This is a genomic window from Paenibacillus sp. FSL H8-0332 (assembly GCF_037963835.1).
In the GTDB taxonomy this organism is placed as follows: Bacteria; Bacillota; Bacilli; order Paenibacillales; family Paenibacillaceae; genus Paenibacillus_AQ; species Paenibacillus_AQ rhizoplanae.
Genome location: NZ_CP150145.1, coordinates 2,283,042 through 2,297,334 on the forward strand (window position 1 = coordinate 2,283,042; position 14,293 = coordinate 2,297,334).

Genomic DNA, 14,293 nt, shown 5'->3' on the forward strand with positions numbered 1-14,293 from the left:
TACGCAGCCTAACTAAATAATTCACCTGGTTAAACAATGCCATCACGGAATAAAGTGGAACGTGTATTAATTTTGATTTTCCAAAACTTTCTGTACCCTCCCATGCGTCTAGCCAATAAGTGTGCGTGATTAGACACTCATACAAAGAGATGGAGGATGAAAGCTATGAAAAAGAAAACGATAAACTTCATGAAGATGGGGGCCATGGGCTGTGTAGCCATGCTCGGCGTAGGCGCAGCGAGCTTACCTACAAATGTGCTGGCCTCGGCACCTGTTTCAGCGAACGTAACGGTCAGCTCTAAGGTACATGCAACCGTCCCTTCGGCTACAGGAGTAAAAATCGTGGAGGAGGTACTGAACACAACAAGCAAGAACCTTGTTGTGAACATTAAGGTACCGCAGCTGGATGGCATGCTGGACACCAGCTACCAGAATGAACTGAATGACATCCTTTTATCCCATGCGCAAAAGGATCTTGCTCAGTGGGAGAAGGATGCCGCAGAAACGGCCAAAAAAGCAAAAGTAAATCACCAGGAGTTCCACCCATATGAATTTTACGTCAGCTATAAGCTAAAGTCGGACGGAACTGGAAACCCGGCAGGGGTAGTTTCGCTTGAAGTAATCACGGAAGGTTACGGGGGCGGAACAAGCATGCCCCGGATCGATACCTACAACTTGAAAAATGCCTCTGCGGCTCAACGCGTGACACTGGAGGATCTTCTCGGTTCTAACTATAAAGAAAAGCTTGATGCAGATATTCTTGCGCAAATGAGAAAGAATCCCGATCAATACTTCCTGGAAGAATTCAAAGGGACGTTCACGGAACAGTCGTTTTATATTGAAAAAGGCGAACTGGTTATCGTCTTCCCGAAATACAGTATCGCGCCGGGATATGTGGGTTCACCGGAGTTCCGTTTCAATCTGAAGAATGCCAGCTTCTGAGGCAAAGCCGAATGACATGAAGCCAGTTATTCTGAATATGGCATCCCGTAGCCTCTCTTCTTACGGGATGTTTTTTTAAAAATATAAGAATTTATATGTTGCACACGATAAATTATCCTTCTATTTCTCGCTGAAACGGTACCGTCCTTTTAAAGGACGGCAAAGCCGTTTCTACTTGGTTCTAAAGCAGTTGTATGACTAGAATAAAGATAAGGATGATTTGAAATGAACAAAAGGAAGAAAACACGGTGGCCCGTTTGGCTGGTTGGATTCATTGTATTAGCTGGCGGGATTCTAGGAATCAATCTAATGGTGCAAAATGTTCTAGCAGGAAACAACAGCGTTACAGAGAACGTTGAAGTGTCGCCCAGTGCATACCCTGGCTTAAATATCGAAACAAGGACGAAGAATACGAAGCATTATATATTGTCGATTAACAACGTTCTCACAAACAGCAAGGAGATTAATACTCCTATTCAGACGTGGGTCAATGATCAGGAAAAGAAATTCTTAGCCCAGGTTGAAACCGGTGCAAAAACGCTTCAAGGCGATCATCGTGCTGAATTAAATATTACAGTAGATACGAATAAAATTAATGACCATTTATATAGTTTAGTGTTCACTTCCTATCAAATCACCACAGGCGGTGCTAATGGACAATCGATAATAAAATCTTTTAATATCGACACAGCTGAAAATAAAATTTTGAATTTATCCGATATCATGACTTATGACAAAGCAGCTATTGACCATATTATGTTAATCGTGAAGGAAGAATTGAAGAAACAGAAAAACGTCCACTCTTATGTATTCGAAGCAGAACTTCAAAAATCGTTAAAAAATCCATCTGAATGGAAATGGTCCATAGGTAACGGAGTCTTTATTTTATACTTTAATAAATACGAGATCGCTGCTGGTGCAGCCGGAACGGTCCAAGTGAACATTCCACTGAAATTCTTGCATTCCTACTTGAAAAAGGACCTCGCCAAAAAATGGAATATCACATATGAAAATAACGCTGAGCCAGAAGGGAAGGAGCCAACTCAGTCTCCGCTTGATCCCAAAGGGAAATATGTGGCTCTTACCTTTGATGACGGGCCTCACCCAAAGGTGACACCTAGAGTTCTAAAGACTTTGAAGGAGTACAACGCGAAGGCTACTTTCTTCATGCTGGGCGTACAAGTTGAGTATTATCCTGATATGGCTAAAAAGGTTGCTGAGGCCGGCCACGAGATCGGCAATCACTCCAAAAGTCATCCGAATCTGGCGAATAGGAGCCTGAGTGAGGTGCGCAAACAAATCATAGAATCATCGGACCGAATCGAAGATGCGACTGGAGAAAAACCAACCCTATTCCGTCCGCCTTATGGTGCTATGAATGAATCAGTCAAAAAAGTCACCAAAGAACAGAAAACACCCATTATTTTATGGTAAAAAAGCAAGGCTACCAATTCGTAACGGTTTCTCAGTTGTTGTCCTTGAATGAATCCACAGGAAATGGCCCTTATTATAATCAATAAGTTCATCAAGTTCGTACATTCCTACATGATTCTGAATATGAGTTCGACAAAATGATGATTATTCATTACAATGAGAATGATTATCACAGAATCAGGAAGTATGGAGTGCTTAATTATGAACAACTCGATTCAATATAATTTTAATCATTTCTTTGAAAAGTTTGAGGGAGGTCATCGAGCCGGAAGTTCAAGCTATATCATCATCCTACGACAGGAATAGGACAGATTTCCCGCTTTTACCCGCGGTCTGAGTTGGAGATGGTTATGTCAGACTATAAGCTGTACCAGAACCATGATATACGCCTAGATTCACTCGCGCCAATGGTAGAGTTTGGGTATTGTTCTGAGGGTAGTAGGGAAGTAAGTGTACCTGGCGCTCGTCAGGAGTTCAAGCCTGCAAATTGGAGTTTGCAACTGATTAATACCCCGGAAGCGAGATTGGAGCTAGGCAAAGCCCAACCCTTTCGAATGTTCAGCATCGGGATGTCTGTCGGCGTATTTCATCATTTTATGACCTCAATCGGGGGAGTGCAAAAGGCTGACTTTAACAGACTTCTTGGAGGGAAGTCGTATCGGTTGCTTCAGGAGAAGCCGCCAGCTTCCGCCAGCGCTTCGCTTCACCACATTACAGCCAGCCTAAGGGATGGAACGATGAATAATATTGAGCTGGAGTACACAGTGTTAGAACTTCTAGAACTGGCACTCCGCACTCTTCTCGAAGGAAAAGAGGAGCGGACAGGGCTTAGCCGAGAGACCCAGTTGCGTGTTGGCGAAGCGCGCCGAATCATACTGGAGCAGATGGATAATCCTCCATCATTGTTGCAACTGTCGCGTATGGTCGGTTTGAATGATTACAAGCTCAAGGTGAGTTTTAAGGAGATGTATGGTAACACAATCTTTGGATACCTGCGAGAGAAGAGGATGGAGCAGGCTTTAAAGCTACTGCAAGCCGGGAAGTCGAACGTCATTGAAGTGTCTTGCGCAGTGGGCTACTCGAATCCAAGCCATTTTGCCGAGGCGTTCCGCAAGAAATTCGGAGTAAATCCCAGCGCATTACTACGTGAAAATTCTTCCCGGATGTAACATGGCAACTGAACCTGCCAGACACTGAAAAGCCCTTCAAGGAGCGATACCCTTGAAGGGCTTTTTCATGTATCGGATGCTTACTTTCAGAGAATGTCAAGAATTCCGTGAACCGGGGGTTTTAATCCACCTTGGGGTAGAGGGTATCTTCAGAAAAAAACATAATAAAGGAACAGTTTAAAAATATACCACAGAAGGGAAAGTGCACAGGTGCGCTCGAAAATCAGTTCTGATTCCAACTTTAATTCAGTCTCTCTCCCATCTTTCTGGCCGTTTGTACTGACCGGGATGTTGATGATTGTGACCACGACAGGGTTTGCGCGAATGGCCTACGGGCTAGCTTTGCCTTATATGCAGACCGGACTCGGATTGTCAATTTCACAGGGAGGGATGCTTGGCACGATCATGTTTCTAGGTTACCTGGTTTCGGTTGGGCTGTCGGGTATACTGGCTGTCCGCTGGGGTGGCAAAGCTGTTCTTATGGCTGGAGGTAGTGCAGTCGTCATCAGTATGTTTGGCCTTTCCGGATCACCCTCGTTCATTTGGGTGGCCCTGTTCATGTTCCTGGCCGGAGGGGGCAGTGCACTGGTGTTCACTCCACTCATGTCCCTCATGCTGGGTCAGTTCCCGGACAAGAAGGGAATCGTCCTGGGGATGTTGCTAAGTGGTGCAGGTATCGGGATGTTGTTAAGCGGATTTTTAGTACCATTACTAATCAGTCAATTCCCCGTTCTAGGCTGGCGTGCGGTCTGGTTAGGGTTCGGTATCATCTCATTAGTTGTGCTTATCGCAGCTTTATTAATCCTGAGAAATCCTGAGGTTGCAGGGAGCGCGAAGGAGGCAGACAAACCGAAGTGGCTAAAAAATAAAGCGTTGATGCAGGTGGCTGCACTCTATTTTCTAGTGGGTATAGCGTATCTTGTTCCCAATCTCTATCAATCTGGCTACATGCTGGCTGAAGGGATATCAGACCGTGCTGCCGGTCTGGTGTACGCGGTAGCCGGCATCTTCAGCATTGCAGGCGGCCCTGTCTGGGGCAGTCTGTCCGACCGTTTTGGTGTAAATCGGATGTTTGTACTGGTTTGGGCTTGCGCGGCGGCAGGGGATATCATCCCGCTTCTGAATCATAGCATCCCGGGATTCGTCTTATCATCAGTACTTTGGGGCTCCAGTATCGGTGGTCTGGTTACATTAATTCAACTGAAGGCCGCAAGACAAGTTAATCCCCGATATGTTCCAACTGCCATCGGATTTATCTCAGTATTCTATGCGGTAGGACAAATGCTGGGGCCGGGCGTGACAGGGTGGATGATAGACTATCTCGGCGGCTACGGAGTGGCTTATGGATTCGGAGCGGTAGTTTACGGCTTTGGGTTAGTCGCCAGCCTGATTTCTGGGCGCAAACGAAATAACCCAGCTATGTGAGGATTTCAAGGGTTTAGTCTGATTCTAACATATTCCCGGGGGAGATGGGGTACGCTAATGGGGACCGGATCATTGAGGCTTTCGGTACGGAAACTAAATTCTTCAATGGAAAAGCTGCTTGTTTGCGGTACTGCCGTATTAGGAGTTAATAATTTATCCATTTTCCAGCCAAGTATCAACATAGCGGCGAACAGGGAAGTGCAGCATATTATATTACGTATTAACATGAGGAATTCCTCCTTTTCACACAGGCTCCCCTGATGCTTCCATGATTATTCACCGCAAAATGCCTTTACATTCTCCTTCGGTGACTATATAATTGCAATAATTGTATACGGATTTAACCGGAGGAGCCTGCCAACAGCGGGCTCTTTTTGTGTTTTTTTACTGGAATAAATTTACTGCTGCGGAGGGTTTGAAATGGAAATGAACAATGAGAGCATCATGGTGTGTGTGCATTATGGGCCGCACGGGCAGCGGTTAATACAGCGGGGAGGACAATTGGCCAGATTGCTCAATGCCCCGCTGATGGTACTCACTGTAGATGCATCCGGAGACAATGAATATAACAGGGAGAAGCAGCAGTACCTGTCTGGCTGGGAGCATCAGACCAAGGAGGCTGGCGGACAATTTGTGATCCGCAAATGTAATGGCAAAAAAACGGTTGATGTGATTGTGGAAACTGCAAAGGATAACAAAATTACACAAATTGTACTCGGACAATCAAGCCAAACGCTGTGGCAGGAGATTACACGGGGAAGCTTTATCAATGATCTGCTGGAGCGGATGGGTCCGATTGATCTTCATATCGTTGCGGTACAGCGGTATCCGGAGCTGCTTGAGCAGTCCCATGAGCAAGGATTCTCTGCTTATCTGGTCAAAGAGGGCGACCGCCATATCCTGATGGATGAACCGGATGGGAATGAAGCCATGAAGGGGGTTTTCTTTCGTGAGCTCGATACAGATTTTAATACCGGCCTGTTCAAAATCGTCAGAAACGGTGAAGCGCAATATTTGAGAATTGTACAGAACGAATGGGTGAAGCCCCGTTAAGAGGATTATACCAATACTAGAAAGGGGGATTAAGCCTTGCTGCATATGATTATCCTGCTTCCGTTTTTGCTGGCTGCGCTAATGCTGCTGATGAAGCAGAAGAACACCCGGTTACACCTGGGCTGGATCGTTCTGCCCCTTCCTGCGGCTCTCTTCATTTATTTCCTGACGAGAATTCCATCCATCCGGGCGGGAGAGCCTATTGAGAACAGTATCACCTGGATGCCGTCCTTTGGGGTGAATATCTCGCTGGTACTGGATGGGCTCAGCTTGCTCTTTGTCCTGCTGATTACCGGAATGGGTGCCCTGGTTGTGCTCTATTCGATTTATTATCTCGATAAGCTCATGGAGGGAATCCGCCAGTTCTATATATACCTGCTCATGTTCATGGGAGCCATGTTAGGGGTGGTGCTGTCAGATAATCTGATGGTGCTGTACGGATTCTGGGAACTGACTAGCATATCCTCGTTCCTGCTCATTGCCTTCTGGCACCGCCGGGAAAGATCCTCCTATGGAGCAATGAAGTCCATGCTGATCACGGTGTTCGGCGGTCTGGCGATGCTTGCCGGATTCAATCTGCTATATGTAATGACCGGCACTTATAGTATACGTGAGATTGTTGCACAGGCTGGGACCTTAACTGAAAGTGGAATGTTTATCCCGTCCATGCTGCTTATTCTCCTGGGAGCCTTTACGAAATCCGCCCAATTTCCGTTCCATATCTGGCTGCCTGATGCCATGGAAGCGCCGACTCCGGTCAGTGCGTATCTTCACTCGGCTACCATGGTTAAGGCGGGGATCTATCTGGTAGCGCGGCTCACCCCGCTGTATGCCGGACAATCTGAGTGGTTCTGGCTGGTTTCAGTCACAGGACTGGTAACTCTGATCTATGGGTCGTTCAAAGCCATCCGGCAAACCGATCTAAAGGCCTTACTCGCGTACTCCACGATCAGTCAACTCGGCTTGATCATGTCTTTGCTTGGACTCGGGTCGGCGGCAGCCTTCTTTACCGGTACGGGGGATGCGGTTTTCTATACGATAGCTACTTCAGCAGCGCTTTTTCACCTTATTAACCATGCTGTATTTAAAGGCAGTCTGTTTATGGTTGTGGGCATCATTGACCATGAGACGGGTACCCGTGATCTGCGCAAGCTTGGCGGGCTTATGTCCCTCATGCCGGTCACCTTCTCTATCGCATTGATCGGGACATTCTCCATGGCCGGATTGCCGCCATTCAGCGGATTCCTCAGTAAAGAAATGTTCTTCACTTCTGTCCTCAATATCCGGGAGTTTGACATCCTGAGCTCAGGATACTGGACCCAGCTCTTTCCGGTGATTGCCTGGATTGCCAGTGTATTTACCTTTGTATACAGCATGATCTTTGTCTTCAAGACCTTCCGCGGCAAGCTGAAGGAAGACAAATTGGATAAAGTGCCTCATGAAGCTCCACTGGGTCTCTTGCTGTCACCGGTGATTCTAATTTCACTGGCTGTAGTGTTTGCTTTCTTCCCTGACCTGGTCTCTGCTACGCTGATTGAACCGGCCATGTCTTCCATTCATACGGGGCTGCTGGCGCCAGAAGAAGTCTTTGAGGTTTCTATTCATTTCTGGCATGGCTGGACACCGGAAATCTTCATGACCCTCGGCGTTATAGCAGCAGGTACGCTGTTGTTTAGAATCTATACCCGGTTACGTGTACTAGACCGTGAAGCCGGCGGCACCAATGCACTGAGCCGTATGTATGACTTCTCGTTAAGACTGCTCGAGCAGGGTTCAAGACGCTTAACCGATGCCTATATGACTGGCTCGGGTCGCCATTACCTGATCTATATTTTTAGCTTTTTCATCATTTCCTTGCTCACAGTTCTGCTCCGGCAGCCAGGCATTAGCTTTGGTATGGATCAATATGCCTCATTGTCTTTTTATGAACTAGCGGTTGTAGCAGCAATGCTACTGGCTGCCTTTGCAGTTCCATTTGCCAAGTCACGTGTGAGCGCGATTCTGTTCACCGGTGGTGTGGGGTACATGGTGACGCTGCTCTTCGTTCTTTTCCGAGCACCGGATCTTGCACTCACACAGATGATTATAGAGACCGTATCGGTCATTCTGTTCCTTCTTTGTTTCCGGTATTTACCGAAGCTGAAGAAGCAGAAGGAGCCGCTGCGTTTTAAGCTGCCCAATCTGGTGATAGCGGCTGGAGCCGGGATCACGATGACGTTGATTGCTCTGGCGGCGATGGGTACCAGTCCGTTTGAACCTATCTCCGAGTTTTTCTTGAAGGAAAGCTACAACCAGGCTGGCGGCAAGAATGTTGTCAACGTCATCCTGGTAGATTTCCGCGGGTTTGATACTTTGTTTGAAATCATGGTGCTTGGCATCGCCTCACTGGCCATTTATGGTCTGATACATCTGAGAATGGAGACGGAATTGCCGCCGCTGGAGCCTGCCAAGAAAGAACTATTGCCGCTACGCAGCAATGATGTGATTCTACAGACGGTCTCCAAGGGGATTGTCCTTGTCATTCTGATATTCTCCCTGTATCTGTTCTTTGCCGGACATAATCATCCCGGGGGAGGCTTTATCGGGGCTTTGATGGCTTCTGCTGCGCTTATGCTCATTGCAATTGCATTTGGCATGGATCAGGTACGTAAGGTGCTCCCTGTGAATTACCGGCTGCTTACTGCTTCCGGGCTCATGCTGGCTATTCTGACAGCGTCAGGTTCATTCCTGTTTGATGCTCCTTTTCTAAGTCATACGTTCGGCCACTTCCATCTGCCTGTACTTGGGGATACGGAGCTGGCGACTGCCGTCCTGTTTGACCTTGGCGTATTCCTGGCCGTAGTCGGTGTGACGATGACCATCATTTTATCGATCGGAGGGGAGAAGAAATGGAACTCGTAATGGCGGTAGCGGTCGGAATTCTCTTCATGATCGGTGTTTACCTGATTCTCTCCAAAAGCCTGCTGCGCATTGTGCTGGGAACCTCCTTGCTGACGCATGGAGTCCATCTGCTGCTGCTCACGATGGCCGGGCTCAAAAAGGGTGCAGCCCCTGTACTAGGCAAGGCGGATACCTATGTTGATCCGCTGCCGCAGGCGCTGATTCTAACCTCCATCGTCATCAGCTTTGGGGTCACAGCCTTCTTTTTCGTACTCGCATACCGGTCTTATCAGACGCGGGGTACTGATGAAATGGACAGCATTAAGGAGGACAACGAATGAGCAATCTATTGGTGCTCCCGATTCTCATTCCGCTGGCTACGGCTGTCATCCTGATTTTTCTCAAAGAGAAGATCCGGCTTCAGCGCGTGATTAGTGCGCTCAGCGGTCTATTGAATATTCTGATTGCGGTGCTGCTGGTTACACGTGTCCATTCAGAGGGCATACAGACCCTGCAGATGGGGGGCTGGCTCCCTCCGTATGGCATTGTATTTGTGGGGGATATGTTTGCTGTATTGCTGGTAATGATGGCTTCGATCGTCAGTTTTGCGATTCTGTGCTACTCCTTCAGCAGTATTGGAGAGCAGCGGGAGCGGTTCTATTATTATACGTTCTTTCAGTTTTTGCTTGTCGGGGTATACGGTTCGTTTCTTACCGGGGATATATTCAACCTGTTTGTCTTTTTTGAGGTCATGCTGATTTCTTCTTATGCGCTCATCTCACTCGGAGGGACCAAGCTTCAGCTAAGAGAAACGTCGAAATACCTGCTCATCAATATTGTATCCTCAACACTGTTCGTAGCTGCGGTAGCTTATCTCTATGCAGCGGTAGGAACACTCAACATGGCGCATCTGTCCCAGCGTATCGCTGAAGCGGGACAAGGCGGCGTGCTTAATGTGATTGCTATTTTGTTCTTGATTGTATTCTCCCTGAAGGCCGGGCTGTTCCTGTTCTTCTGGCTTCCAGGGTCCTACAGTGCACCTCCGGCGGCTGTCAGAGCGTTGTTCGGTGCCCTGCTGACCAAAGTAGGACTCTATGCAATCATCCGCACCTTCACGTTGCTGTTCGTGAACGATCCCGGCTTCACCCATGACTGGATCGCCTGGATGGCTGCTGCTACCATGATCCTGGGTAGCCTGGGGGCAGTGGCTTATAAGGATATCCCGCGGATTCTGAATTATAACATCATTATCAGCGTTGGATTTGTAGCCTTTGGAATCGCTGCAGGGACTGCAGATTCAATGAATGGGGCAGTCTTCTATCTGTTGCACGATATGCTGGCCAAGGGACTTATGTTTATTCTGGGCGGGATGATTATATCCGCAGCCGGAACGGACCGGCTAGGCAGTATGGGCGGGATGATCAGAAAGTATCCGTTTCTCGGCTGGATGTTTTTTATTCTGGCACTCGCCCTGGTGGGGATTCCGCCGCTTAGCGGTTTTGCCGGCAAAATTATGATCCTCCGCGGAGCGTTGTCAGAGGGGATGCTTACGTTGTCTCTAATTGGTCTGGGGTCAAGCTTTATGGTGCTGTTCTCCCTGATGAAGGTGTTCCGGCTGGCATTCTGGGGAAATGAACCCAAGGAAGAGCAGCCTAAGGTGAGCTTGAAGGCTGCTTCGGCTGTGGCTGCCGGCTTGCTGCTGCTTGTGATTGCAATGGGGATCGGGGCGGAGGTTGTGTATACTTATGTATCGCAGGCAGGTGACGTTCTGGCTTCACCTGCGCTATATATAGAAGCCATAATGAAGGAGTAGAGGAGATGGCCTTACAATTCCTGTTTAATCTGTTGATTGCCTTTCTGTGGATGGCGATAAATAATAATAACTCCGGTTCAACCTTCGTTGTAGGTTATCTGCTGGGCATCGGGCTTTTACTGTTATTTAGGAAATCCAGGTCCCAGTCCCGGCCATTCTATCTCATACGTATATGGGCTGTACTTAAGCTCCTGCTGATCTTTGCCCGTGAACTTACGGTTTCGAATTTCGTGGTCATAGGTCATATTATCCGTCCAAAACTGGCTATACGTCCCGGTATCTTTGCTTATGAGACTGCTTTGACCACGCCCTGGGAAGTTACACTGCTCTCGTGCCTGATTTGTCTGACACCGGGAACCCTGACCCTGGATGTTTCCAAGGATGGCAAGACGCTGTACATTCATGCAATTGATATTAAAGATGCAGAGCTGCTGGTCACGCAGATTAGAGGCACTTTCGAACGAGCGATTAGGGAGGTGACCCGTTAATGATCCCAGTTATGCTAACCGTGGCCATGATCATTCTGGCTCTGGCGATGCTGGCCTGCCTGTTCCGTCTCCTGAAAGGGCCAACCCGCTCCGACAGGGTTGCCGCACTCGATACGATAGGCATTCATGTACTTGCTATGATAACCGTCTTTAGTATGCTGCTGGATACCCAGGATTTTATAGAAGTCATCCTGGTTATCGGGATTCTGACGTTTATTGGTACTACGGCACTGGCCAGATATATTGAACGGGGAGCCGTTATAGAGGATGGAGGGAACCCTAATGACAGGTGAACTGATTAGCTCTATTCTTGTGGTAATGGGCGCAGTCTTCTGCGGCTTAAGTGCCTTCGGCTTAGTACGGCTGCCCGATGTGTATCTGCGTTCACATGCTGCTACCAAAAGTGCAACCTTCGGGGTATTGTGTTTGCTGACAGGAGGCTTCCTGTACTTTTGGTTCAAAGACGGAACGGTTAACGTCAAGCTTCTGCTGGCGATTGTATTTGTATTCATCACTTCACCGGTAGCAGGTCATTTAAATGGCCGGGCTGCCTACCGTTCCGGAGTGCCCCTATGGAAGGGAAGCGTTCAGGATGACCTGAAGTCACTGAAGGAAGAAAGTAAGGAAACGTCTGAGAAATAACAGTTAATCGCTGAATTCCTTATAGGAAGCGGGGGAACCAGGTTACATGGGGTGAATCTCGGAAAAAACGAGTAGGGCTACTTTCAGGCCCGAATCCGGCAGCTAACCCCGCAAGCGTTCATGAGAGGATGCACTATATATGCCGTATATTGAATTGAATGGAACATCGCTGTATTATGAGATGTCGGGCAGCGGTCTGCCCATTGTTTTTATTCATGATTATTCGACCTCTCATCATCTGTTTGAGCCGCAAGCGGAATATTTCAGCAAGCGTGCCAAAGTGATCGTATTCGATTTGAGAGGGAACGGGCAATCGGGTAAAATGGATGTGGAAATCAGCCGGATCGTAGACACACAATGTGAAGATTTGAAGCTGTTATTGGACGCTTTATCTGTAGAGAAGGCTGTTATCGTAGCTTGTTCCAGTGGTGCTGTGCTCGCCCAGAAATTCGCCTATCTGTACCCTGAACGGATAATAAATATGGTATTGGTGGACAGTTATTTTCAGGAGGATTACACGGCGAGAGGCAGTAAAATGAAAGGAATCTTTGAGGTCTGCGCATGGGCGGCCCATTATCTTCCTGCCGAAATGTTCATCCGTTCCTTGCGCATCACCTACAATAAATGGCTCTCGGCTTATCATATTCTCAGGAAAGAGCTTGTGCATGAACGGACAACGGAATTAATTAAGCAGCGGCTGGCACTTAGACAAACGGACAGCTACGGGTTCGCATTACGGCTGCAGATTCCTGTTCTTGTTGTATCCGGGAATCAGAATGAATGGGCGCTGGAGCAGGTGGAAAGAACAGCCGGCAAGTATCCGTCTGCCCGTCTGGCGATCCTTGAGGATGCGATGTATCCGACTCATCTGTGTCAACCCCAGCTCTTCAACCGTATATTACTGGATTATCTTAGGGAACAGCATAGTTTTCAGCAGGCGGCAGCCAGCGACTAACTTGAATTACAATGGGAGCCAATGATATGTTCTTTAACAAAATCTCATCCTTCATCACAAATCTCAAATTGACCTCATCCAGAATCATTTTGCTCGGTTTTGCCGTCCCTATTTTGCTAGGTACAGTGCTGCTGGCCTTGCCGATATCTTCGTCCAGCGGACTTAGTATAGGGTGGCTGGCAGCACTGTTTACTTCGACTTCAGCCGTATGCGTAACGGGACTTGTTGTACTTGATACCGGTACCGACTTTTCTCATTTTGGACAGATGATCATCTTACTTCTGATTCAAATTGGCGGATTGGGATTTATGACATTCAGTGTTTTGATTGCCGTGATCATGGGGAAAAAGATTGGACTAAAAGAACGTCTGCTTATCCAGCAATCATCTAATTCTGTAACAACACAAGGAGTCGTGCGGTTATCACTCAATATCTTTCTCATTTCATTTATCGTGGAGACAACTGGAGCTATAGTGTTGGCCCTTCGATGGGCAAATGAACTAGGAACAACAAGGTCCATTTATTATGGAATATTCCATTCAGTGTCTGCCTTCAATAACGCCGGATTTGGATTATGGCCAGACAGTCTGAGCCGCTATGTGGGTGACCCGTTAGTTAATATTGTTATCTCTTTTTTGTTTATCATCGGCGGGATTGGATTCACGGTGATTCTGGATCTGTACCGGAAAAGAAGATGGAGAGATCTTTCCTTTCATACAAAAATAGTTTTAATTACCTCTGGGCTCCTTTGTATGGCAGGGTTTTTGGTGATTTTTGCGATTGAACTCTTTAACACGAAAACATTCAGTACTCTCTCATGGAGTGAAAGAACTTGGGCGGCATATTTTCAGGGTGTTGTTACCCGTACAGCCGGCTTTAATTCCATCGATATTGGAGCAATGCTCCCGGCTTCACAATTTTTCATGATTTTCCTGATGTTTGTAGGAGCTTCGTCCGGATCGACTGGAGGAGGTATAAAAACGACCACTTTTGCTGTACTCATGTTAAGTATCGTCTCAACGATTAAGGGGAAGACAGATGTGCAACTGCTTAAAAAACGCATCTCTCAGGATATCATATTCAGGGCACTGGCAGTAATGACCATATCCCTGGGTGTAGTTCTTACAGCCACCTTTCTTCTATCCATTACAGAATATGCTCATCCTAAAGACTTCCTGGCGCTTCTCTTTGAAGCAACCTCTGCATTTGGAACTGTAGGAATGTCTATGAATCTAACGCCAGAGCTTTCGCCACTGGGAAAATGCATCATCATAATTACAATGTACATCGGGAGACTAGGGCCCTTGACTTTAGCTTTAGCACTGGCACAAAAAAATGTGAAGCAAAAATATCGGTATCCGGAAGATAAGCTGCTGATCGGGTAAAGTTTATTGAGCTGCGCTAGTTCTAATGATTTTAGTAAGAATTGGGGTATAGCCGGTGAAGAATTGAGTATATGGCACAAAAAATTTCGAAAGACTTGTATTAAAAT

General features: G+C 47.2%; 13 protein-coding genes and 1 riboswitch. All 13 genes read left to right on the forward strand.

The features are described 5' to 3' along the window. Positions 1–165: 165 nt before the first annotated feature. Positions 166–942, forward strand: coding sequence for a DUF3298 domain-containing protein (locus NST43_RS09855; protein WP_339224106.1), 777 nt, complete (start codon positions 166–168; stop codon positions 940–942). A gap of 225 nt (positions 943–1,167) precedes the next feature. After that, positions 1,168–2,376: a polysaccharide deacetylase family protein gene (locus NST43_RS09860; protein ID WP_339224107.1), complete on the forward strand. Its 1,209-nt coding sequence runs from the start codon at positions 1,168–1,170 to the stop codon at positions 2,374–2,376. Positions 2,377–2,930: 554 nt separating this feature from the next. After that, positions 2,931–3,545: an AraC family transcriptional regulator gene (locus tag NST43_RS09865; protein ID WP_339224108.1), complete on the forward strand. Its 615-nt coding sequence runs from the start codon at positions 2,931–2,933 to the stop codon at positions 3,543–3,545. A gap of 294 nt (positions 3,546–3,839) precedes the next feature. Further along, entirely contained in the window at positions 3,840–4,970 is a 1,131-nt protein-coding gene (locus NST43_RS09870; RefSeq protein ID WP_339225383.1) for a YbfB/YjiJ family MFS transporter, read from the forward strand. Between the two features lie 420 nt (positions 4,971–5,390). Next, entirely contained in the window at positions 5,391–6,023 is a 633-nt protein-coding gene (locus NST43_RS09875; RefSeq protein ID WP_339224109.1) for a universal stress protein, read from the forward strand. Between the two features lie 45 nt (positions 6,024–6,068). After that, positions 6,069–8,924 (forward strand): Na+/H+ antiporter subunit A, encoded by a 2,856-nt coding sequence (locus NST43_RS09880; RefSeq protein ID WP_339225384.1) that lies wholly within the window; start codon positions 6,069–6,071, stop codon positions 8,922–8,924. Then, positions 8,912–9,244 (forward strand): Na(+)/H(+) antiporter subunit C, encoded by a 333-nt coding sequence (locus NST43_RS09885; protein WP_173128094.1) that lies wholly within the window; start codon positions 8,912–8,914, stop codon positions 9,242–9,244. The genes NST43_RS09880 and NST43_RS09885 overlap by 13 nt, the downstream gene beginning before the upstream one ends. Further along, on the forward strand, positions 9,241–10,716 hold the full coding sequence (locus tag NST43_RS09890; protein WP_339224112.1) for a Na+/H+ antiporter subunit D: 1,476 nt from the start codon (positions 9,241–9,243) through the stop codon (positions 10,714–10,716). The genes NST43_RS09885 and NST43_RS09890 overlap by 4 nt, the downstream gene beginning before the upstream one ends. Positions 10,717–10,721: 5 nt before the next feature. After that, on the forward strand, positions 10,722–11,204 hold the full coding sequence (locus NST43_RS09895) for a Na+/H+ antiporter subunit E (RefSeq protein ID WP_209992485.1): 483 nt from the start codon (positions 10,722–10,724) through the stop codon (positions 11,202–11,204). Next, positions 11,204–11,497: a Na(+)/H(+) antiporter subunit F1 gene (locus tag NST43_RS09900; protein WP_036725027.1), complete on the forward strand. Its 294-nt coding sequence runs from the start codon at positions 11,204–11,206 to the stop codon at positions 11,495–11,497. The genes NST43_RS09895 and NST43_RS09900 overlap by 1 nt, the downstream gene beginning before the upstream one ends. Beyond that, positions 11,487–11,846, forward strand: coding sequence for a monovalent cation/H(+) antiporter subunit G (gene mnhG / locus NST43_RS09905; RefSeq protein WP_339224115.1), 360 nt, complete (start codon positions 11,487–11,489; stop codon positions 11,844–11,846). Before NST43_RS09900 ends, mnhG begins: the two co-directional genes overlap by 11 nt. After that, positions 11,845–11,978: riboswitch (cyclic di-AMP (ydaO/yuaA leader) on the forward strand. (Overlaps the previous gene by 2 nt.) A gap of 7 nt (positions 11,979–11,985) precedes the next feature. Then, positions 11,986–12,801, forward strand: a complete 816-nt coding sequence (locus NST43_RS09910) for an alpha/beta hydrolase (protein ID WP_339224116.1) — start codon at positions 11,986–11,988, stop codon at positions 12,799–12,801. A 26-nt stretch (positions 12,802–12,827) separates the two neighbouring features. Then, entirely contained in the window at positions 12,828–14,186 is a 1,359-nt protein-coding gene (locus tag NST43_RS09915; protein ID WP_339224118.1) for a TrkH family potassium uptake protein, read from the forward strand. The last annotated feature ends 107 nt before the right edge of the window (positions 14,187–14,293 follow it).